Origin of the sequence: Microbispora sp. ATCC PTA-5024 (assembly GCF_000511135.2) — a bacterium.
In the GTDB taxonomy this organism is placed as follows: domain Bacteria; phylum Actinomycetota; class Actinomycetes; order Streptosporangiales; family Streptosporangiaceae; genus Microbispora; species Microbispora corallina.
Genome location: NZ_KI866522.1, coordinates 1,104,990 through 1,125,820, shown reverse-complemented (window position 1 = coordinate 1,125,820; position 20,831 = coordinate 1,104,990). Strand labels below are relative to the sequence as shown.

The 20,831-nt window shown below is 73.7% G+C and carries 16 protein-coding genes; 12 read left to right on the top strand and 4 right to left on the bottom strand.

Annotated features, from left to right (window positions below; all coding sequences use genetic code 11):
• The first annotated feature begins 208 nt into the window (after positions 1-208).
• The 3 genes from MPTA5024_RS05080 (at position 209) to MPTA5024_RS05070 (ending at position 3,976) form a co-directional block, all read left to right on the top strand.
• A complete protein-coding gene (locus tag MPTA5024_RS05080; protein ID WP_036320303.1) occupies positions 209-1,573 on the top strand; it encodes an extracellular solute-binding protein in 1,365 nt (454 codons plus the stop codon).
• A gap of 34 nt (positions 1,574-1,607) precedes the next feature.
• Positions 1,608-3,131 carry a class I SAM-dependent methyltransferase gene (locus tag MPTA5024_RS44160; RefSeq protein WP_036320302.1) on the top strand — a complete coding sequence of 508 codons (1,524 nt, stop codon included), beginning with the start codon at positions 1,608-1,610 and terminating at the stop codon, positions 3,129-3,131.
• A gap of 62 nt (positions 3,132-3,193) precedes the next feature.
• The gene (locus MPTA5024_RS05070) at positions 3,194-3,976 is read left to right on the top strand and encodes an SDR family oxidoreductase (protein ID WP_036320300.1); all 783 of its coding nucleotides are present in this window, start codon (positions 3,194-3,196) and stop codon (positions 3,974-3,976) included.
• A 75-nt stretch (positions 3,977-4,051) separates the two neighbouring features.
• On the opposite strand, the gene MPTA5024_RS05065 is transcribed toward MPTA5024_RS05070, so the two are convergent.
• Positions 4,052-4,765 (bottom strand): SDR family NAD(P)-dependent oxidoreductase, encoded by a 714-nt coding sequence (locus tag MPTA5024_RS05065; RefSeq protein WP_036320298.1) that lies wholly within the window; start codon positions 4,763-4,765, stop codon positions 4,052-4,054.
• Between the two features lie 251 nt (positions 4,766-5,016).
• Between MPTA5024_RS05065 and MPTA5024_RS05060 the strand changes: the two genes are divergently transcribed.
• The 3 genes from MPTA5024_RS05060 to MPTA5024_RS05050 all read left to right on the top strand — a co-directional run bounded on the left by MPTA5024_RS05060 (position 5,017) and on the right by MPTA5024_RS05050 (position 9,079).
• Positions 5,017-6,378, top strand: coding sequence for an FAD-binding oxidoreductase (locus MPTA5024_RS05060; protein ID WP_036320295.1), 1,362 nt, complete (start codon positions 5,017-5,019; stop codon positions 6,376-6,378).
• Positions 6,379-6,457: 79 nt separating this feature from the next.
• Entirely contained in the window at positions 6,458-7,684 is a 1,227-nt protein-coding gene (locus MPTA5024_RS05055) for an acyl-CoA dehydrogenase family protein (RefSeq protein ID WP_036320293.1), read from the top strand.
• Between the two features lie 15 nt (positions 7,685-7,699).
• Positions 7,700-9,079, top strand: coding sequence for an FAD-binding oxidoreductase (locus tag MPTA5024_RS05050; protein WP_036320291.1), 1,380 nt, complete (start codon positions 7,700-7,702; stop codon positions 9,077-9,079).
• Between the two features lie 102 nt (positions 9,080-9,181).
• On the opposite strand, the gene MPTA5024_RS05045 is transcribed toward MPTA5024_RS05050, so the two are convergent.
• Positions 9,182-9,535, bottom strand: a complete 354-nt coding sequence (locus tag MPTA5024_RS05045) for a YciI family protein (protein WP_232326420.1) — start codon at positions 9,533-9,535, stop codon at positions 9,182-9,184.
• Between the two features lie 254 nt (positions 9,536-9,789).
• On the opposite strand from MPTA5024_RS05045, the gene MPTA5024_RS05040 reads away from it, so the two are divergent.
• The 3 genes from MPTA5024_RS05040 to MPTA5024_RS05030 all read left to right on the top strand — a co-directional run bounded on the left by MPTA5024_RS05040 (position 9,790) and on the right by MPTA5024_RS05030 (position 16,219).
• Positions 9,790-13,104, top strand: a complete 3,315-nt coding sequence (locus tag MPTA5024_RS05040; protein WP_198166952.1) for a non-ribosomal peptide synthetase — start codon at positions 9,790-9,792, stop codon at positions 13,102-13,104.
• Positions 13,105-13,138: 34 nt separating this feature from the next.
• Positions 13,139-14,743: a tyrosine 2,3-aminomutase gene (gene cmdF, locus MPTA5024_RS05035; RefSeq protein WP_036320287.1), complete on the top strand. Its 1,605-nt coding sequence runs from the start codon at positions 13,139-13,141 to the stop codon at positions 14,741-14,743.
• Positions 14,744-15,184: 441 nt separating this feature from the next.
• Positions 15,185-16,219 (top strand): hypothetical protein, encoded by a 1,035-nt coding sequence (locus MPTA5024_RS05030; protein WP_036320286.1) that lies wholly within the window; start codon positions 15,185-15,187, stop codon positions 16,217-16,219.
• Between the two features lie 24 nt (positions 16,220-16,243).
• Here MPTA5024_RS05030 and MPTA5024_RS05025 read toward each other — a convergent pair whose 3' ends face one another.
• On the bottom strand, positions 16,244-16,750 hold the full coding sequence (locus MPTA5024_RS05025; protein ID WP_157099293.1) for a MarR family winged helix-turn-helix transcriptional regulator: 507 nt from the start codon (positions 16,748-16,750) through the stop codon (positions 16,244-16,246).
• A 351-nt stretch (positions 16,751-17,101) separates the two neighbouring features.
• Between MPTA5024_RS05025 and MPTA5024_RS05020 the strand changes: the two genes are divergently transcribed.
• Positions 17,102-17,557 (top strand): MarR family winged helix-turn-helix transcriptional regulator, encoded by a 456-nt coding sequence (locus tag MPTA5024_RS05020; RefSeq protein WP_055725759.1) that lies wholly within the window; start codon positions 17,102-17,104, stop codon positions 17,555-17,557.
• A 165-nt stretch (positions 17,558-17,722) separates the two neighbouring features.
• On the top strand, positions 17,723-18,673 hold the full coding sequence (locus MPTA5024_RS05015; RefSeq protein WP_157099292.1) for a helix-turn-helix transcriptional regulator: 951 nt from the start codon (positions 17,723-17,725) through the stop codon (positions 18,671-18,673).
• A gap of 390 nt (positions 18,674-19,063) precedes the next feature.
• Here the strand turns inward: MPTA5024_RS05015 and MPTA5024_RS05010 are convergent, their stop codons facing one another.
• Complete coding sequence (locus tag MPTA5024_RS05010) at positions 19,064-19,366, bottom strand: hypothetical protein (protein ID WP_036320281.1); 303 nt, start codon at positions 19,364-19,366, stop codon at positions 19,064-19,066.
• Positions 19,367-19,590: 224 nt separating this feature from the next.
• Here MPTA5024_RS05010 and MPTA5024_RS05005 point away from each other — a divergent pair, with 224 nt between their 5' ends.
• Positions 19,591-20,634: an NAD-dependent epimerase/dehydratase family protein gene (locus tag MPTA5024_RS05005; protein ID WP_036323252.1), complete on the top strand. Its 1,044-nt coding sequence runs from the start codon at positions 19,591-19,593 to the stop codon at positions 20,632-20,634.
• The last annotated feature ends 197 nt before the right edge of the window (positions 20,635-20,831 follow it).

The following is a 20,831-nucleotide window of genomic DNA, read 5'->3' as shown; positions in this document are numbered from 1 at the left end:
GCGAACCTCATCGTGGCACCGGGCCGCGCCGCCCCACCTCTTCCAGGTTGCGGAGTTCGTCCCGGTCCGGCTCGCGGGCACGATGACCGGGCGGTACGGGGCGAAGAGCGCATTCGGGGAGATGTCGCCTCGTCCCGCGCGGCCGATGATGGGCCGCAGGCCCCTCGCCCCCCGCCACGAGGAAACCCGAGGACACGAGGACATCTGAATGAACAGTCGCGAGAAGGTCGTCGTCCGGGTCTGGCTCAACGACTACCCGGTGGTCCCGCTGTTCCTGACGGAGACGAAGGAGCTGGCCAGGAGGTTCGGGGAGGCCCATCCCGAGTACGAGATCGAGGTACGCGGCTGCGACTTCCTGGAGCTGCCGCGCCGGGTCGCGGAGGCGGCCCGCCGGGGCGACCCCCCGGCCATCGTGCAGAACTTCTACACCTCGACGCAGCTGGCCCGGGACATCCTGGGGGCCGACGGCGGCCCGCTGTTCACCCCCGTCGGCCGCGCCGTGGCCGGGCGCGAGTGGATCCTCGGCGAGCCGGTCGTGCTGGACGACCTGGTCCCGGCCGCCCGGGACTACTACACGATCGACGGCGAGCTGGCCGCGATGCCGCCGCTCACCTCCACCACCCTGCTGTACGCCAACACGACGCTGCTGCGGGCCGCGGGCGTGACCGAGGTGCCGCGCACCTGGCACGAGGTCGAGGCCGCCGCCAAGGCGGTCGCGGCGCTGCGCGGCGGGCCGGAGCACGCGATCACCTGGCCCAACCACGGCTGGATCTTCCAGCAGGCCGTGGCCCAGCAGGGCGGGCTGCTGGCCGGCAACGGCAACGGGCGGTGGGGCCGGGCCGAGACCGTCGACCTGGCCTCGGACGAGATGCTCGCCTTCGCCGAGTGGTGGGCCCGCCTCCACCGCGAGGGCCACTACCTCTACACGGGCGTGCGGGCCGCCGGGACCGACACGTACCGGGCCTGGGAGGAGAACTACGCGGCGTTCGCCGGGCAGCGGACGGCGCTCGTGCTCAGCACCTCGGTGGAGGCCGACCGCATGGTCGGGGCCGGCCGCGAGGGCGGCTTCACCGTCGTCGCGAGCCCGATGCCGTGCAACGGCGAGGTTCCGTACGCCGGCAACCTCATCGGCGGCGACTCCCTATGGCTGTCGGGCGGGCTCGACGAGGCCACGCAGGACGGCGCGCTGGCGTTCCTGCAGTTCATGGTGCACCCGGCGAACGCCGCCGAACGGCACAGGACCAGCGGCTTCATCCCGATCACGCGGGCCTCCGCCGACCTGCTGGAGGAGGAGGGCTGGTTCGACGCCAACCCGCACCACCGGGTCGCGCTCGACCAACTCGCCGCCGGCGACGGCTCGCCCGCGGCGCGCGGCGCCCTGCTCGGCGACTTCGTCGGCATCCAGGACGTCATGACCGCGGCCATGCACGACGTGCTCGCCCACGGCGCCGAGCCGGCCGCCCGCCTCACCCGGGCCACCGCCGAGGCCCAGGCGCTGCTGGACGACTACAACGCCCACTGTCTCGGCACCGCCCCCGGCCCCCGCGGCCCCAACCGCTTCCGCGTGGGCTGACAGGGCCCGCCACCTCTACGAAGGGACGTGCTCCATGAGTGTCACCACCGCCGCCGACGTGACCGTCTCCGACCTGCTGGACGCCGTCATATCCGCGCCCGCCGTCCGTCTCGACGCCGAGTTCCTCCGGCTGGTCGACGCGCTCTGGGACGGCGGGACGCTCACCGCCCTCGCCCTCCCCGCCGTGCCGCTCGTCCTGGAGCGGCTCGACCGGGCCGGCGACGACCGCAAGGGCCACCTCCTGGTGCTGCTGGGCCTGCTGGCCGAGGCGGAGTACCCGGACACCGAGGGCCCGGTGACCGCCGCCGTGCGCGAGGGCCTGGACGCGTACCTCGCCCTGCTCGGCCGGTGCGCCAAGGGCGAGCCGCTGACGCTGGCGCTGCTCTACCTGCTGTCGCACCTGCCCGGCGACCGCGAGCGCGTCCTCGCGGTCGCCGGCGGGCTCGGGCTGGACCTCGACGACCTCACCCGCCTCGACCGGTGCCTGCAGAGTCTCGACCCCGGCGACGTGGTGCTCGGCCGGGTGTGGCCGTCGCCGTGGGAGTGGTCGCTGTCGGAGAGCGAGCGCGACTTCGACCGGGGATGGATCGGCACGCTCACCTCCGAGCAGATCACCGCCACCTGGCGCGGTGACACCCGCTCCGTCCTCGCCTACACGGGAGCCAAGGCGTACTGGGCCGTCCGGCACGGGAGGCCGACCGTCGTGGCCGACACCCGTGGCGACGACGGCGGCGCGGCGACCGGCGCCCGGGAGGTCACCACGCGGCACGCGGACGCCTTCCGCTGTCCCACCTGCCGGGGCGGGCTGGAGTTCGGCGCCGACCGGGTGACGTGCCGCGCCTGCCCGGCGGCCTACCCCGTGGCCCGCGGCGTGCTCGACTTCCTCAGCAGCGCCGACGAGGCCCACGACGCCGACGACGTGCTGCAGAACGCGGCCGGCATGCAGGGCATCGGGCACTACTACGAGAACGTGCTGCGCCCGGCGTTCCTGCGGGTCATGGGTTCCAACTGGGGCGGCGCGGTGACCCCCGCCGACGAGGACGCCTACCTGCTCGACCACACCCGGCTCGCGGACGGCCCGCTGCTCGACCTGGCGGCCGGGGCCGGCCGGTGGACGGCCGTCGTCGCCGAGGCGGCCGGCGCCGGCCGGGTCGTCGCGCTCGACGTCATCACCCCCATGCTGACCGACCTGGCGGCCCGGCTGCCCGAGGTCGAGACCGTCCGCGCCAGCGCGCTCCGGCTGCCGTTCGGCGACGCCACCCTCGGCGGCGTGAACTGCTGGAACGCCCTCCAGGCGCTGCCCGACCCGAAGGCCGCCATCGACGAGATCGGCCGCTGCCTGCGGCCCGGCGGCGTGCTGACGATGCTGACGTTCCGCTGGTCGCCCGACCCCGTCTACCGGTACTTCCAGCACGCCCACAGCTTCCCGGGCAGCCCGGACGGCATCGAGCTGTTCGAGCCGGGGCAGATCCGCGGCTGGCTGGACGGCGCCGGCCTGGTGGTCCGGGAGGAGTCGCGGCCGGGGACGTTCGTCTTCGTGACGGCCGAGAAGGCCTGACCGGCGCGAACCCCGCAATCGGCGAGATGCGCGGCCCCGCCCGCCCGTGTGACCGTGGCTGCATGGGCGAATTGCTGCACAACAAGGTTGTGGTGGTCTCCGGCGTGGGCCGCGGCCTCGGCCGGGCCCTCGCCGTCCGGTCGGCCCTCGCGGGCGCGGACGTCGTGCTGGCCGCGCGGACCGAGCAGGTCCTCGCCGAGGTCGCGGAGGAGGTCGAGAAGACCGGCCGCCGGGCGCTGCAGGTGCCGACCGACATCACCGACGCCGCCTCGGCCGAGGCGCTCGCGCAGGTCGCCGTCGGCACCTTCGGGCACGTGGACGTGCTCGTGCACAACGCGTTCGCGGTGCCGCCGATGGAGGACCTCGTCACCGTCGACGTCGACGCCGTCCGCGGCGGGTTCGAGACCAGCGTGTTCGCGGCGCTGCGGCTGACCCAGCTGCTGCGTCCCGCGCTGGCCGCCGCAGGGGGGTCGATCGTCATGGTGAACGCCGCCGTGCTGCGCCACTCCAAGCGGTCGTTCGGGCCTTACAAGATGGCCAAGGCCGCGCTGCTCGCGCTGGCGCAGAACCTCGCGACCGAGCTGGGCCCCCAGGGCGTCCGGGTCAACACGGTCGTCCCGAACTACATCTGGGCCGAGCCGCTCAAGGCGTACTTCGACTACATGGCGGGCGAGCGCGGCGTGCCGGCCCGGCAGATCTACGACGAGGTGGCCGCCGACCTCGACCTGCGCCGGCTCCCCGAGCCGGAGGAGGTCGCCGACGCCGTGGTGTTCCTGGCCTCCGGCATGGCCGGCGCCATCACCGGACAGTGCCTCGACGTCAACGGCGGCGAGTACCACCGCTGACGCCCCCGGGCGCCGGGGCTCGGTGACCGGGGCTCGGTGACCGGGGCTCGGTGACCGGGGCTCGGTGACCGGGGCTCAGTGACCGGCGCTCTGGCCGCCGTCGACGTGGAGGATCTCGCCGGTGACGAACGGCGCGTTCTCCAGATAGATCACCGCGTCGACGATGTCGCCGACCTCGCCCATCCGGCCGAGCGGGTGCAGCCCGGCGAGGAACTCATGGGTCTCCGCGGTGTGCATGGGGGTCTTGACGACCCCTGGCGAGACGGCGTTGACGCGGACGCCGCGGCCGGCGTACTCGACGGCCAGGGCCCTGGTCGCGGCCTGCAGGCCGCCCTTGGTGAGGGAGGCCAGCACGGAGGGCAGGCTGGAGTTGGGGTGGTCGACCAGGCTCGTGGTGATCTGGACGATGTGCCCGCCGCCCTGGGCGAGCAGGTGCGGCAGGACCCGCTGGGTGATGTGGAACCACCCGCCCACGTTCACCGCCACCAGCGAGGAGAACTCCTTCGGGGTGTAGTCGGTGAACGGCTTCGAGATGAAGAACCCGGCGTTGTTGACCAGGGTGTCGATGCGGCCGAACCGCTCGACGCCGGCCTCGACGACACGGTCGGCGGTGGTGGGGTCGGCGATGTCGCCCCGCACGCCGAGGACGTCCGGGTCCCGCGACTCGGGCATGCTGCGGGACGTGGCGACGACCGCGTAGCCGAGCGTGCGGTACGCGGCGACCAGGCCGGCTCCGATGCCCTGCGACGCCCCGGTGACGATCGCGACCTTCTGCCCGGGAACATTCATGATGACCTTCTTCGGTGGACGATACTAACCGACCGGTCAACTATTTCTCACGCTACGGGCCACGTCCGGCGGCTGTCTACGAGGCGCCGGCAAACAGTCGGAAGATCGTGGATGGCGCTCCCGGGCCGCAATCCAGAAGATGCGCCGCCGGAAGGGCGCATGGGACGGTCGTGGGGTGCGGCGGCCTTCGGCGGCGCGTGCGAGGGCGCCCCGCCACCCCCGCCACTTACGCGATCCGATCAGGAGTGTTCATGGATACCGCTGCGCTGACCGCGCTCAGGCAGGAGATCGCCGGCGAGGTCGTCCTCCCAGGCGACGACTCCTACGAGCGGCTGCGGAACGTCTTCGTGCACCCCGGCAGCCCGGACGTCGTCGTCCGCTGCCGCGACGCGGCCGACGTCCGCACGGCTCTCCGGTTCGCCCGTGACGCCGGCCTGACGGTCTCGGTGCGCAGCGGCGGCCACAGCAACGCCGGCTTCAGCACCGACGAGGGCGGCCTCGTGGTCGACCTGTCCCTCATCGACGGCGTGGAGATCGTCGACCCCGCCCGGAACGTCGTGCGGATCGGCACCGGCGCCCGGTGGGGCCGGGTGGCGGCCGCCCTCGCCGACCACGGCCTGGCGATCTCCTCGGGCGACACCTCGACCGTCGGCGTCGGCGGGCTCCTGCTCGGCGGAGGCATCGGCTGGATGGTCCGCAGGGACGGCCTCGCCCTCGACAACGTGGTGGGCGCCGAGGTCGTCACCGCGGACGGCCGGGTGCTGCGCGCGAGCGCGGACGACAACCCCGACCTGTTCTGGGCCATTCGCGGCGGCGGCGGCAACTTCGGCGTCGTCACGACCTTCGACGTGGTGGCCCGCCCGGACTCCGGCGTCCACTTCGGCGCGGTCACCTACCCGGCCGAGGACGCGGTCGCCGTCGTGCGGAACTGGAGCCGCGCCATGCGGACCGCCCCCGACGAGGTCACCTCGACCGTGGCGCTGTACCCCGGCTTCGGCGACGCGCCGCCGCCCGTCATCATCACGGTCTGCTACGCCGGCGACGACCCCGCGGCCGCGGCCGCCGCCGTCGACCCCCTGCTCCGGCTCGGCGAGCCGATCGAGAACACGATCAGGCCGATGCCGTACGCCGGCGTGCTGGAGGACCCGTCCGACCTGCCGCCCGGCTGGATCCCCCGCGTGAAGAGCGCGTTCGCCCCGGTCTGCGGGGACGGGTTCGTCGAGACCCTCATCACCGGCGCCCGCACCTTCGACACGCTGTTCGTGGAGCTGCGCAGCCTCGGCGGGGCCGTCGGCCGCGTCCCCCGCGACGCCACGGCGTTCGCCCACCGCGCGAACGAGGTCCTGCTCACCACCGTCCTGCTGGGCGCCGTCGAGGACACCCGGCCGCAGGAGCCCGCGTTCCAGGCGTTCTGGGCCACGCTCGCGGAGCACACCGAGGGCGCGTACAGCAACTTCCTGAGCCAGGTGGACGAGGACGACGTCGCGGCCGTCTACCCGCCGGAGACGCTGGCCCGCCTGAGCGGCGTCAAGACCGTCTACGACCCCGGCAACGTCTTCAGCCGCAACCCCAACGTCACGCCGGTGCGCGAGCCGATCAGCGCGACGTCGTGACCACCCCAGGGCGTGGCCGCCGGCCCGGCGGCCGCGCCGCGCGAGTGCCAGGCCATCCGAGACGAAGGACCGCGCAGCGATGACAGTCGCCACGAACGCCCCCGAACGGGAAACCACGCTCCCGCCCGAGCCCGGGCTCACCCCGGACGAGATCGTCGCGCGGGCCGAGGCGATGGCGCCGTCCCTGGTGGCGCGCCAGGCCGAGACCGAGGAGCGGACCTTCTACGCCCCCGACACCCACGAGGCGTTCTCCGAGGCCGGCTTCTACCGGATCCTCGTGCCCCGGCGCTACGGCGGGTACGAGTTCGGCGTCGACACGTTCCTGCGCGTGTCCATGGCGCTCGCCCGCGGCTGCCCGTCCACCGGCTGGATGTACTGCCTCGGCGCCGCGCACGCGCTGTTCGTGGCGACGCTGTTCGAGGAGCGCGCCCAGGCCGAGATCTTCGCCGGCGGCGACTTTATCAGCCCGGCCGTCATCGCCCCGAGCGGCACGGCCGAGCGCACCGCCGACGGCTGGCTGGTCAACGGCACCTGGAGCTACTGCTCGGGCGTCCCGTACGCCACGCACTTCATCGGCCACACGCTCGTCCCCTCCGCCGACGGGGAGCCCAAGCCCCTGCTGTTCATCGCCCCGCGCGGCGAGTGGCGGCGGCTCGACGACTGGGGCGCCCAGCTCGGCCTGCGGGGCAGCGGCTCGCACAGCGTCGTCATCGAGAACGGCCGCATCCCCGCCCACTACGCGTTCGAGGCGCTCCACATGAGCGAGGTCGACGTCAGCACGGGCAGCGTCGGCCGCACCCTGCACGGCAACCCGCAGTACGGCGGCGGCCCGCTGAGCTTCATGCTGCTGGAGGCCGCCACACTGGCGGTCGGCATGGCCAAGGGCGCGCTCGACACCTACGAGGACCTGATGCGCACCAAGCGGACGATGTTCACCGACGTCCTGCGCGCCGACGACCCCGACTTCCAGCTCTGGTACGGCCAGGCCTCCGGCATGATCGCCACGGCCGAGGCCGCCATATCGGACGCCGTCCGGCAGTGGAGCGAGACCTGCGCCCGCGGCCCGGCGGCCTTCACCCGGGAGCAGGACGTCCGCATCGCCACGATCTGCCGCGAGGTGATCGCCCTGTCCTGGCGGGCGGTCGAGTCGTACCTGTTCCCGACCGCGGGGTCGAGCTCCGCGCGGCGCGGCGAGCGGCTGGAGCGGATCTGGCGGGACATGTCCACCCTGCACAGCCACGCCGGCATCGCCGTGCTGCTGGCCACGGTCGCCACCCGCGAGCGGGCCAAGGCCCGGTTCGCCTGAGGGGGGAGCGACCCGATGACGATCGCCGGACCCCGGCACGTCTTCGTCGCGGCGCCGGGAGAGCCCGCGTACGAGACGGCGACCCGGGTGTTCAACCTCGCGGCGCCCGCCCGGCCCGCGGCCGCCGTGACGGCCCGCACGCTCGACGAGGTGCGGGCGGCCGTCCGGTACGCCGAGACGGAGGGCCTGGGGGTGCGGGTGCACGCGACCGGGCACGCCGCCGGGTCCGTTGCGCCCATGGACGGCGCGCTGCTGATCCGCACCCGGTTAGCGGGGGGCGTCGAGGTCGACCCCGGCCGCCGCGTGGCCCGGGTGCCCGCGGGCGCCCGCTGGCGGGAGGTGGTCGAGGCCGCCGCGCCGCACGGTCTCGCCGCTCCCCACGGCTCATCGCCGACCGTCGGCGTGGTGGGCTACCTGCTGCGCGGCGGTGTCAGCTTCTACGGCCGCAAGGTCGGCGTCGCCGCCAACGGCGTGCGCGCGGTGGAGCTGGTGACGGCGGGCGGCGACGTCCGCCGGGTGGACGCGTCGTCCGATCCCGAGCTGCTGTGGGCGCTGCGCGGGGGAGGCGGCGGCTTCGGCGTCGTGACCTCCGTCGAGCTCGACCTGTTCCCGGCCAGGGGTGTGGTGACGGGGGCGGCGTTCTGGCCGGCCGCGCACGCGCCCCGGCTGCTGCGCCTGTGGCGGCGGTGGGCCCGGCACGCGCCCTGGGAGGCCGCCACGTCCGTGCGGATCCTCAACCTGCCCGACCTGCCGGAGATCCCGGCCGAGCTGCGCGCCGGCCCGGTGCTCTGCCTGGCCGGCGTCGTGCTGGCGGGCGACCACCCGGCGTCGGCCCCGGCGCAGGCGGAGGAGCTGCTCGGCCCGCTGCGGTCGGCGGCCCCGCCGTTGCTCGACACCTGGCGGCCCGCACGGCCGGCCGAGGTGCTGGAGACGCACATGGACCCCACCGAGCCGGTCGCCCTGCACGGCGACCACCTGCTGCTGGGGGAGATCGGCGACGACGCCGTGGACGCGTTCCTCCGGGTCGCGGGGGAGGGATCGGGCTCGCCGCTGGTCTCGGCGGAGCTGCGGCAGCTCGGGGGCGCGCTGGCCGTGCCCGTGGCGGACGGCGGCGCGCTGGACCACATCGACGCGTGCTACGCGTACATGGGTGCGGGGCTTCCCGAGGGGCCGGAGAGCGAGGAGGCGATCGCGCGGCGCTTCGCGCTGGTCCGCGCGGCGCTCGCGCCCTGGGACACCGGCCGCACGGCTCCAACGTTCGTGGAGAGCACGGACCGGCCGCAGGGGCACCTCACGGCGGAGCAGGTCGAGACCCTCGACCGCGTCAGGCGGCGGGTCGACCCGCCGGGGCTGTTCCGTGGGGACGTGACTCCCGGCGCGTCCGCGGCGGCGTAGCCCGCCGGGCCGTCGAGGCCCGTCATGGCGTCCGTCGCGGCGGCCCGGGACCTGCCGGTGCGCTCCGGCAGGTCCCGGCCGGGAATGGTCGTCATGGGCCCGTCACATCTCCGTCCCGCCCTGGTCGAGCAGCGGCCACACCTCGACGCCGTTGTCACGGGCCGCCGGGTAACGGGACGCCAGCTCGAGGGCGCGGTCGAGGCCGTCGCAGTCGATGATGAAGAAGCAGCCCAGGTGCTCCTTCGTCTCCAGGTAGGGTCCGTCGGCCACGACGAGCCTGCCGCCGCGCACCCGCACGGTCCTCGCGTTCACGGCGTCGGCCAGCCCGTGCACGCTCACCAGCTCGCCCGAGTCGCGCAGCTCCTTCTGGAACGCCGCGTCCTCGGCGATCAGCTCGGCGAACTCCTCCGGCGACAGCGCGCCCCAGGTGTCCTCGTTCCCGTAGACGGAGAGCATGTACTTCACGTCCCGCTCCTCACGCGGTAGGCGGCGCCCGTTCCGGCGCCTCTCACAGGAAGGTCGGAGCGGGGACCACGTCCTCGACATCCCCGCGCGGGGATTTTCCGCGCCGGCCCGCCGGCCCTCCGCCGCGTCTCCCGTCCGGCGCCGGCGAAACGAAAAACGACGCCGAATCCGCGCCCGTTCCGAGAATGCCGTACGGCGGGACCGCACTTTGAAAGAGGCGCCCCGGCGACACCCGGGATGAAACTGTGAACGTGCTGAATGATGCGGTTGCGACCGGTTTATCGCGCGGATATGAGTTCGGCGCCGGGGAAGCTCCGACGTCGTATGCGCAAGATGGGGCCTGGTTCTTAAACGAATTGTTTCCCGGTTCTCCGGCGTACAACGTGTACCGGGCGTACCGGATCTCGGGGCGGCTGAACCTGAGCGCGGTCCGCGGCGCGTGGCAGGCCGTGGTCGACCGGCACGAGATCCTGCGGACCACGCTCGCGGAGGCCGGGGGACGCCCGGTGCAGCGGATCGCCGCCGAGGCGGGGGACACGGTCTTCTTCTTCGACCTGGGCGCGGTGCCCCCGGCCGACCGGGAGGCGTGGGCCGACCGGCTGTGCGCCGCGGAGGCCGCCCGGTCGTTCGACCTCGTGGACGGGCCGCTCGCCCGCCTGGTCGTCGCGCGGCGGAGCGCCACCGAGCACGTCATGGTGCTCGTGCTGCACCAGGCCGTGGCCGACGAGGGCACCCCCGCCACCATCATGCGGGAGCTGGCCGAGGGCTACGCCGCGGCCGTCGAGGGCCGCTCGCCCGCGCTGCCGGCCCTGCCCGCGCAGTACGCGGACCACGCCCGGGCCCAGCGGGAGCGCGAGCCGTCCCCGGAGCTGCTGGAGTGGTGGACCGCGGCGCTCACGCCGCCGCCCGCGTCCCCGGCGCTGCCCGCCGACCGGCCGCGTCCCGCCGAGCCGTGCTTCCGCGGCGGCGCCGTCCGGTTCGACTGGGGCGCCGGCCTCGCCCACGGCATCGCCCGCCTGGCGGAGGCGGAGGGCGCCACCCCGCTCGCCGTCGTGCTCGCCGGGCTCCAGGCCCTGCTGTACCGGTACGGCACCGAGGGGCCGGTGGCCGTCGGGGTGCCCGTGCCGGTGGGCGGGAGCGCGACCGAGGCCCTCGCCGGCCCCTTCCTCAACCCGCTCGTGCTGAGCGCCGACCTGTCGGACGGCCCCGCGTTCCGCGAGCTGCTCGGCCGGGTCGCCGGGCACGTGCGGGACGCGCTCGACCGGCGCGACCTGCCGTTCGCGCACCTGGTCCGGGCGCTGAACGTCGAGCGCGACCCCCACCGCTTCCCGCTGTGCGACGTCCTGCTCGCCGTGCGGGAGGAGCCGGAGGCCGACCCCGTCCTCCCGGGCACGGAGGTGCGCCGCATCCCGGTGCACAACGGCTGGGTGGCGACCGACCTCACGCTCACCGTGGAGGTGACGGCCGGCTCCTGCTCGGGGTCGCTCGCGTACCGCGGCAGCCTGTTCGACCCGGAGACGGCGCGGGCCGTGGCGGACCAGCTCCGCACGCTGCTGGCGGCCGCCGTCGCCGAGCCCGGGCTGCCGGTCGACGAGCTGCCGCTGGAGGGGCCGGACGCTTCGGGGGCCGCCCTGCGCGCGGCCGACCTGATCGAGGAGGGCGCCCACGCCGCCGGGGCCGTGCACGAGCTGGTGCGCGCCCAGGCGGAGCTGCACCCGGACGCGGTCGCGGTCGCGTGGCCCGAGGGCGACCTCACGTACCGGGATCTGGTCGACCAGGCCGGGCGGATCGCCGCCTGGCTGCGCCGGACGGCGCGAGTCGAGGGCCCGGCGGAAGACTTGGCGGAGGGCTCGCTGGAGGGCGCGGCCGTGGCCGTGCGCATGCCGGCGGGACCACGCCGGTTCGCCGCACTCCTCGGCGTGCTGGAGGCGGGGGCGCACCTCGTCTGGTTCGGCGCGGGCGACACGGGGGAGCGCGGCAGGGCCGTGCTCGACGACCTGCGCCCGGCCTGCCTGCTGGTCGACGGCGACCCCTCGTCCGACGTCCTCGCCGCGTGGTTCCGCGACGACCTGGGCGGCGTGGTGGCCGACCTGTCGGCCGCGGACCTGTCCGCCGTCGAGCCGTACGCCGCGCCACCGGCCCGCCCCGGCGACCGGGCGTACGTCGCCTACACCTCCGGTTCGACCGGGCGGCCCAAGGGCATCCCGCAGTCCCATCGGGCGCTGGCGCAGTTCACGACGTGGATGGCCGCACGCTTCGGGATGGGCCCGGGCTCCCGGGTGGCGCAGTGGGTCGCGCCCGACCACGACCCGGCCCTGTGCGAGGTCTTCGCGGCGCTGGTCTCCGGCGCGACGCTCTGCCCGCCGCCCGAGCGGACCCGCGTGCACCCGGAGAAGCTGGCCGACTGGCTGGCGCATGAGCGGATCTCGTTCCTGCAGACCGTGCCGAGCTTCGCCAGGGAACTGCTCGCGGCCGTCACCGGCCGGGGCACGGCAGAGGACCTCACGCCGCTCTCCTACCTCGTGCTGATGGGCGAGGCGCTCAGTGAGGACCTGGCGAACGGCCTGCGCGCGACCCTGCCGGCCGCGCGGCTGGTCAACCTGTACGGCCCGACCGAAACGATCGCGGCGACCTGGCACGAGGTCTCCCGGACGCTCCGGGGGACGGCGCCCATCGGCCGTCCGATCCCCGGGCGCCAGGTGCTCGTGGTGGACGAGCGCGACCGGCCCTGCCCGGTGGGCGTGACCGGGGAGATCGTCGTGCGCAGCCCGTACGTCACCCCCGGCTACACCAACGCGGAGGCGGGAGAGGCGTTCGCCCCGATCCGCGACACGCGGGCCGGGGGCGGGGACGTCGCGTGCTACCGGACCGGCGACCTCGGGCGCAGGCGGCCGGACGGGCTGCTGGAGTTCCGCGGGCGCAAGGACTTCCAGATCAAGCTGCTCGGCAACCGGATCGAGCTGACCGACATCGAGGCGGCGCTGGCCACGCACGAGGCGGTGGCCGAGTGCGCCGCCGTGGCCGTCGCCAACCGGGAGGGCCTGGTCAGCCGCCTCGTCGTCTACGTCGTCCCGCGGCCGGACGCGCCCGTCGCCGGCTCGCCCGCCGCCTGGCGGGCCCACCTGCGCGCCCGCTTCGGCGCCCTCACGCTGCCCGCCCTCTTCAAGGTCATGAACGGGCCGCTGCCGCGCAACGTGGCGGGCAAGGTCGACCGGCGCCGCCTCCCCGACGCCGGCCCGCTGCTCGACGAGGACGCGACGACGCCGCGGACGCCCGTGGAGAAGGCCATGGCCGCGATCTGGTCGGAGCTGGTGGGCGTCGACACGATCACCACGGAGGACACGTTCTTCACCGTCGGCGGGCACTCCATGCTCGTCCCGCTGCTCGCCAGGCGGATCCGGGAGCGGCTGGGCGTACGGGTGTCGCCGCGCGACTGCCTCGCCAACCCCTCGCTGGCCGCCCTGTCCGCGATGGTCGACGCGGCGGGCGGGGGAGAGCCGGCCGATGAGAGCACCACCGGCCCGTCGAACCGCTCGGTGCCGGCGCAACGCCGTTCATGACAGCTGTCGGCAAGGCTACGAAGGAGTGAGTGAGTTGACTCTGCTCGAGACCGAGGTTGCGGTCGATTTCGACGGCGAGAGCCTGGACATCGCGGGCATCCGCCGCGTCGCCGAGGACCGGGCGCCGTGCAGCATCGCCCCCGCCGCCCTGGAGAGGGCGACGCGGAGCCGGGAGATCTTCGAGGACATCGCCCGCCAGGACATCCCCATCTACGGCGTGACCACCGGCTTCGGCGAGATGATCTACATGCTGGTGGGCACCTCCAAGGAGGTGGAGCTGCAGACGAACCTGGTGCGCAGCCACAGCGCCGGCGTCGGGCCGTCGTTCCCCGAGGACGAGGCGCGCGCGATCGTCGCGGCCCGCCTGAACGCGCTGGCCCGCGGCTACTCGGCCGTCCGGCCGGTGGTGCTCGAGCGGCTCGCGCTCTACCTGAACGAGGGCATCGTGCCGGCCATCCCCGAGATCGGCTCGCTGGGCGCGAGCGGCGACCTGGCCCCCCTGGCCCACATCGCCAGCACGGTCATCGGCGAGGGGTACGTCCTGCGCGACGGGCACCGGGTCCCGACGGGCCAGGTGCTCCGCGAGTTCGGCATCGAGCCGCTCACGCTCCGGTTCAAGGAGGGGCTCGCCCTCATCAACGGCACCTCCGCGATGACCGGCCTCGGCGCGCTCATCGCCGGCCGGGCGCTCCAGCAGGTCCGCCACGGCGAGATCGTCGCGGCGCTGGTCATCGAGACCCTGCAGGGCTCGACCAGCCCGTTCCTCGCCGTCGGGCACGACATCGCCCGGCCCCACCGGGGCCAGATCGACAGCGCCGCCAACATGCGCGCCCTCATGGACGGGAGCGGGCTCACCGTCGACCACGCCGACCTGCGCCGCCAGGCCCAGGAGAGCCGGCACGACCAGGTCGTGGCCCGCACCCAGGTCTACCTCCAGAAGGCGTACTCGCTGCGGGCCATCCCCCAGGTGCTCGGCGCCGTCCGCGACACCCTCTACCACGCGGTGGACAAGCTGGAGATCGAGCTCAACTCGTCCAACGACAACCCGCTGTTCTTCGAGGGCCAGGAGATCTTCCACGGCGCCAACTTCCACGGGCAGCCGATCGCGTTCGCGATGGACTTCACCACGATCGCGCTGACCCAGCTCGGCGTGCTGTCGGAGCGGCGCACCAACCGGCTGCTCAACCGCCACCTCAGCTACGGCCTGCCGGAGTTCCTCGTCGCGGGCGACCCCGGCCTCAACAGCGGGTTCGCCGGCGCGCAGTACCCGGCCACCGCGCTGGTGGCCGAGAACCGCACGATCGGCCCCGCCAGCATCCAGAGCGTCCCGTCGAACGGCGACAACCAGGACATCGTGAGCATGGGCCTCATCTCGGCCCGCAACGCCCGCCGGGTCCTGCAGAACAACGACAAGATCCTCGCCGTGGAGTTCCTCGCCGCCGCCCAGGCCGTGGACATCTCCGGCCGGTACGAGGGCCTGAGCCCGGCCGCCAAGGCGACGTACGAGGCGGTGCGCTCGCTCGTGCCGACCCTGGACGCCGACCGCTTCATGGCCGACGACATCGAGGTCGTCGCGGCCGCGCTGTCGGAGGGCCGGTTCGCGGACGCGGTCGCGCAGGCCGGCGTCGGTCTCCGCTGACGGAGCCCGCCCCGCCGGGCCCCGAGCCTGACCGGGGAGACGGCCGCGCCGCACCCCCTTCCCCCGCCGGCGCGGCCGTCTCCCCGACGGTCCCTGTCTTCACGTGAAAACGGGCCGGGAACGGCCCCGGGAAATCGCCGGACAAACGCCCGGAATCCTTTCGGCGTGCTTTTCCGCGCCGCTGGATTCCGGCGCCGGACGGCGGCTTTCTCGCACATTGCTGAATACCGCCCCGACATCGACGGTGCATATTGACGGTGCCCGTGCCGGACGTTTCCATTGGTTGTGAGCACGCCCCCTCGTGTCGTCGCCGGCGCCCCGCGCGCGTGACGGGCGCCGGGGAGCTCGCCCGGCGAGGACGCCCGGCGCGCGCCCCGTCCGGCGGACGCGAGCCGGCCGGCTCCGCCGAGGGATCCCGGGGTCGCCGGCGAGGAGGTACTGATGGCGCCCACACCTGCGAGCCCCTGGCCGGCCACGTCGAGCGCGTCCGGGTCGCCCGAAGCCCGCGGTGGGATCGCCGAGTGCCTCGGCGGGGAGGTCCACCTCGCGTACGCCGAGCGGTCGGGAAGCGGCGCCGTCACCGTGGCGGCCGGCTTCTCCCCGGGCGCCGCGCGGGCCCGCGCCGAGGCCAGGGCCTCGGCGCTCGACAACCTGTACCGGCTGCCCGACGGCCTCGCGCCGCTCCGCGCGGGCGAGGGGGACCGCCATCTCGGGCTGGCCGACTTCATGCCGCGGCCGCCCGACGACAGCGCTTCGCGGGTGACCGGCGTCGGCCTGCTGAGCAGGGAGCGCTACCAGCTGCCCGTCGAGGTCGTCTGGCTCGGCGAGCGCGACTGCCGGGTCGAGCCCACGCTGGTGGGCGTCGTCGACGACGGCGTCTCGGAGGCGATCGCCGACCTGCTCGCCCACGACGTGGTGATCCGGTGGTGGTCGAGCCCCGGGTTCCCGCTGCTGCGCGTGTCCGCGTACCTCGACCGGCTGATCCCCCCGGGCGTCGTGGCCGCGGCGTCCGCGCTCGGCCTGTGGGTGTCGGCGTTCGTGCTGCCGGGCCCGGGCTTCCACATCGCCCTCGTCGGCGTCGGCGGGGAGGGGACGACGGTGGCCACGGCCGCGGCGAGAACGGTGCGGGCGGCCGTGGGGGAGGCGTTCCTGCGGGCGATGGCCGCGCGGGCCCAGCCCTGGAACACGCTGCCCACCGGCGACTCGCTGCGGCGGCTGACGGTGTGGCACCGCGAGTCGGACTACCTCGCCTACCTCGAACGGTCAGCGATCGACGCCGACCCCCCGGCCCTGGACGAGCCGGCCGTCTGGGAGGGGCCGATGAGCTGGCCCGACCTCGCCTGCCGTCGCTTCGGGCACGAGCCCATCCTCATCGGGCTGGACGCGCCGAGCGGGCCGGTCAAGGTCGTCTGCCCCGGCGCCGCCTGCTACCGCACCGCCCCGCCCGGCACCACCCTGCCCTGCCCCGTCCCCTGACGGATGCCGTCACCCGGCCGGGGCTCAGCGCTGACGGGCCCTGCCGTTGCCGTTGGCGCTCGCCGCGGCGCCGTCGCGTTCGTGGACCAGGCGCCACAGCAGCCTGTTGAACTGCTCCCGCTCGTCCGGCGACAGCGGGGTGAGGAACGCGTCGAGCGCGCTCAGCATCGCCGGCCCCAGCTTGTGGCGCAGCAGCGACACCCCCTCGCCGGTGAGCGCGATGGCGTACTTGCGGCGGTCGTCCGGGTCGCGCGAGCGCTGCACCAGCCCCAGCCGCTCCAGCCCGTCCACCACGCTGACCATCGTCGTCCGGTCGATGCCGTGGGTGCGGGCGAGTTGCTGCTGCGACTGCGGGCCCATGGCGTCGATCGCGGTGAGCACGGCGAAATCCTTCGATCGCAGCCCAAAGGGCTCCATCGCCGACTCGAAAATCTCGACGAAGAGATTGTTGGCCTTGCTCATCAATACGCTCGTCGAGCTGGACAGGAACCCAGGGGCGGAAAGATCGGCACGGGGGGATTCGGTGCTCACCTATGTCCCTTCCATCGCTATATGTCGCGTACCGCGCAAGGGTGCCGAATAGGCATCGGTATATATCGCACGAGTGTCACACGTGTGCATTCGGTGGCGCAACAGGGGAGACGAAACCGTCAGTGTTACTGATTGACGTGACTTCTGATTGTCAGTAATACTGAGTATGGGGCGGGGTGTGCGCCTCGGGCGGGGGCCCGGGACCCGCTCCGATAAGGAGGACGCCATGTCTGCGGCCAGATTGGCTCCGGGCTCCGGCATCACCTGGGACCAGGCAGGACGGCGCGAGCGACGCGAAGCCGGAGGACTCCACCGACGGCCGTGAGGACTGACGGCGAGGAGGGGACGGCCGTGGACGGAGACGGTCGCGAGGCGCCGGCCGGCGCCGGACCGCTCGCCGCGTCCACCTGCTGGCTGCTCGGCGACGCCGCCCGGGAGGTCGCCCAGGGCATGGAGAAGGCCCTCGAGGGCGAGACCCTGCGCCGGCGCGAGTACGGAGTGCTCGTCGTCCTGGAGGCGGACGGGCCGCTGTCCCAGCAGGAGATCGGGCGGCGTCTGGCGATCGACCGGTCGACCATGGTGCACGTCGTCGACGTCCTGGAAGGCCGTGGTCTGGTCGCCAGGACCAGGGACCGGGCCGACCGCCGGGCCTACTCGATCGCGCTCACCGGCCTTGGCCGGGCGTTCCTCGCTGACGTCCTCCACCCAGCGGCCGCCGCCGTACAGGACCGGCTCATGGAACGGCTGTCCCGCGAGGACCGTACACGCCTCAACCGCATTCTTGCTCAGTTGGTCATGGGCACCTGATACGCACGTTGCGAGAAGATCCGGACTATCACTGCTCTGATAGTTTGTGAATACGCATATTGCGTGCCTGGCAAAGGGTGAGGCGTCCCCGCCACCCCCTGGAATGTGGCGCATGCCGGGAGGTGTGCCATGGACGTTTCCGTCATCGGTATCTCACCGGAATCGGTGGAAATTTATCGGTACTTTCTCCGGCACCGCGGAGAGGGCGTCGGCGAGGCCCGGCAGGCCCTCGACATGGACCCCGACACCGTCGAGGCCGCCATAGAGGATCTGGAGCGGCTGTCGCTGCTCGACCTCGGCGACCGGCACAAGGTCGTCGCCACCGAGCCCAGGATCGGGATCGAACGGCTCGTCGAGCGGCGCCTCAACGAGCTCAACGCGGAGATCCGCCGCGTCCTGGCCGCCCGGGACGCCATCGCCGTCTTCATGGAGGACCAGCAGCAGGGCGAGCGGGCCGCGAGCGTCCTCGACATCGAACGGGTGGAGGGCCTGGAGCGGGTCCGGCAGCGGCTGGACGACCTCGGCTTCTTCTCCTACAAGGAGACGCTCTGCCTGCATCCCGGCGGGCCGCTGTCGCGCGGCGCCATCGAGACCGCGCTGCCGCTCGACACCCGCTCGCTGCGCCGCGGGCTCGCCGTCAAGGCGGTCTACCACCCCAAGGCGCTCGACGACCCGCTGATGGCGGCGTACCTGCGGGACGTGGTCAGCCTCGGCGGCCAGGTCCGCATCACCGAGGAGTCGATGGACCGGATGGTCGTCTTCGACCGCAGCGTGGCCGTCGTCCCCATCCACCCCAAGGAGAGCGCCCGGGGCGCGCTGCTGGTCCGCGAGGCCGGGCTGGTCTCCCAGCTCGTCACGTACTTCGACGGCGTGTGGGACGCGGCGACGGACCTGCGGGAGTTCACCGAGCCGTCGAAGGAACCGCCGCTGCTGTCGGAGCTGGAGAGGCGGGTCCTGTCCGTCATGGCCACGGCAGACAAGGACGAGATCGCGGCGCGGGAGATCGACGTGTCCGTCCGGACCTACCGCCGGTACGTCGCGGACCTCATGTCCCGGCTCGGCGCGGTGAACCGTTTCCAGGCGGCGCTGCGCGCCAAGGAAGAGCACTGGATCTGACGGGGACGGTCTCCACCTGACGCGGACCCGATCGGCGTCGAGGAGGCGGCCCGCAGGGGCCGTTCTCGCGGGGTTCCGGGAGTGCCTCAGCGCGGTGCCCAGCGGCTGTCATGCTCGGGCTGCTTCACGGGCTGCTTCACCGTGGCGCTGCGGCCTGCTGCACGGGATGCTTCGGGATGCTTCGCGCGGTGTCCGGGGGGCTCGTCTCGCGGGGTGCCTGCCAAGCCGGTCGCGCATTCTCCTGGGCCCAGGATTTTTCTTTTTCCTCTTCGCCGGCGTCCCGGCGGTCGTGCTTTTTCTTCTGTTTCTCGACGCCCTGTGGCGGGTGTTTCTCGCTTTTCCGATCCTGCGTCCGCCGATTTGGCGATTTCACGCCTCCGGCGATGTGTCCTAGTCCCAGGTGGTGCCGTTGGTGGTGGCGGGAGCGGAGTCCCACGTGGTGCCGTCGGTCGTGGCCGGGGCCGAGTCCCAGGTGGTGCCGTCCGTGGTCGCCGGGGCCGAGTCCCAGGTGGTGCCGTCGGTGCCGGCGGCCACGACGCGTGGGGCGTCCCAGGTGGTCCCGCCCGCCGCGGCCTCGTAGCCACCCATCCCCACCGCGCAGGCGAGGGCGCCGGACGCGATGGCCACCGACCACTTGACGAAACGGGCGGAAATGCGGGGGGAAACGGTCCGGGAGACAATCTGAGTGTTCATTTCTTTTCGCCTTTTCGCTGAGTCGTTGTGTTTTGTTCTCGCACAACCAACTCTGCGGTTTTCGCGGCCCCGCAACCAGATAAAACGGCGGCAGCATGCTGCCGGGCGGCGACAGCTTCCTGCCATCGTCGCGGCACATGTACGGGGCCGGGCGATGGCACACAAGAAGGTGACAGCGCCGACGCGGCCGCCTTTGACTGGAGTGGGTATTGGAGGAGATGTCGATGCTGGTGAGCATTACCGGTGGCACCGGATTCGTCGGCGCGCATTCCGTCGCGGCCCTCGTGCGCGCGGGCCACCGGGCCCGTCTGCTCGTCCGCGACCCGTCGAGGGTCGAGCCCGCCCTGGCCCCGCTGGGGGTCGCATCCGGCGCGGTCGAGGTGGTCCGGGGCGACGTCACCGACGCCGCCTCCGTCGCCCGGGCGATGCGCGGCGCGGACGCCGCGCTGCACGCCGCGTCCGTCTACTCCTTCGACAGCCGCCGGCACGCCCGCATGCGCGAGGTCAACGAGCGGGGCACCCGCATCGTGCTGGACGCCGCGCTGCGGGCCGGCGCCGACCCCGTCGTTCATGTCTCCACCATGGTGGCGCTCTTCCCCGCACCCGGACGGGTAATCGACGAGCGGTCGCCCATCGGCCGTCCCAGGGAGACCTACATGGCGACCAAGGCCGCGGCCGAGGCGGTCGCCCGGCGCCACCAGGAGGAGGGCGCGCCCGTGGTGATCACCTACCCGCCCGCGCTGCTCGGCCCGGACGACCCCCACCTGGGGGACCAGAACGCCCGTCTCCGCGACGCGCTGCGCGGCCTGATGCCGCTGTGGCCGTCGGGCGGCTTCCCCATCGGAGACGTCCGGGACACGGCCGCGCTGCACGCGCGCGTCCTCACCTCGCCGGTGGCAGGATCCGGACGCCACTTCGGGCCCGGGCGGCACGTGCCGACCCGCGAGTACATGGCGACGCTGCGCGAGGTGACCGGCCGGGCGCTCCCGGCGGCGTTCCTCCCGGCCCGGGCGATGCTCCCCGTCGGGCGCGCGGCCGACCTCCTGCAGCGGGTGTGGCCGTGGCACATCCCGGCCGAATACGGCGGCATCTACACCTGTGCCTGCGACACCCGCCCGTCGGAGACGGCCGACACCGGCGGCATCGCCGCCCGGCCGCTCGCCGAGACCGTCGCCGACACCGTCCGGTGGCTGCACGACCGCGGTCACCTGTCGGCCCGTCAGGCCGGGATCGCCCGGATGGGCTCCCCGTCCGAGCCCGCCCGATGACGCGCCGGACGACCTGCGGCCGGACGACCTGCGGCCGGACGACCTGCGGCCGGAGGCCCGGCGCCGCCGTCCGCACCCTGCACGAACGAGACCCTTCACGAACCGCCCGACATATTGACGACCTCGACGCCGAGGAGCGCTGATGACGATCACGAACATCGACCCCGTCGTGGTGACCGTGCCGCGGCGGCGCGACC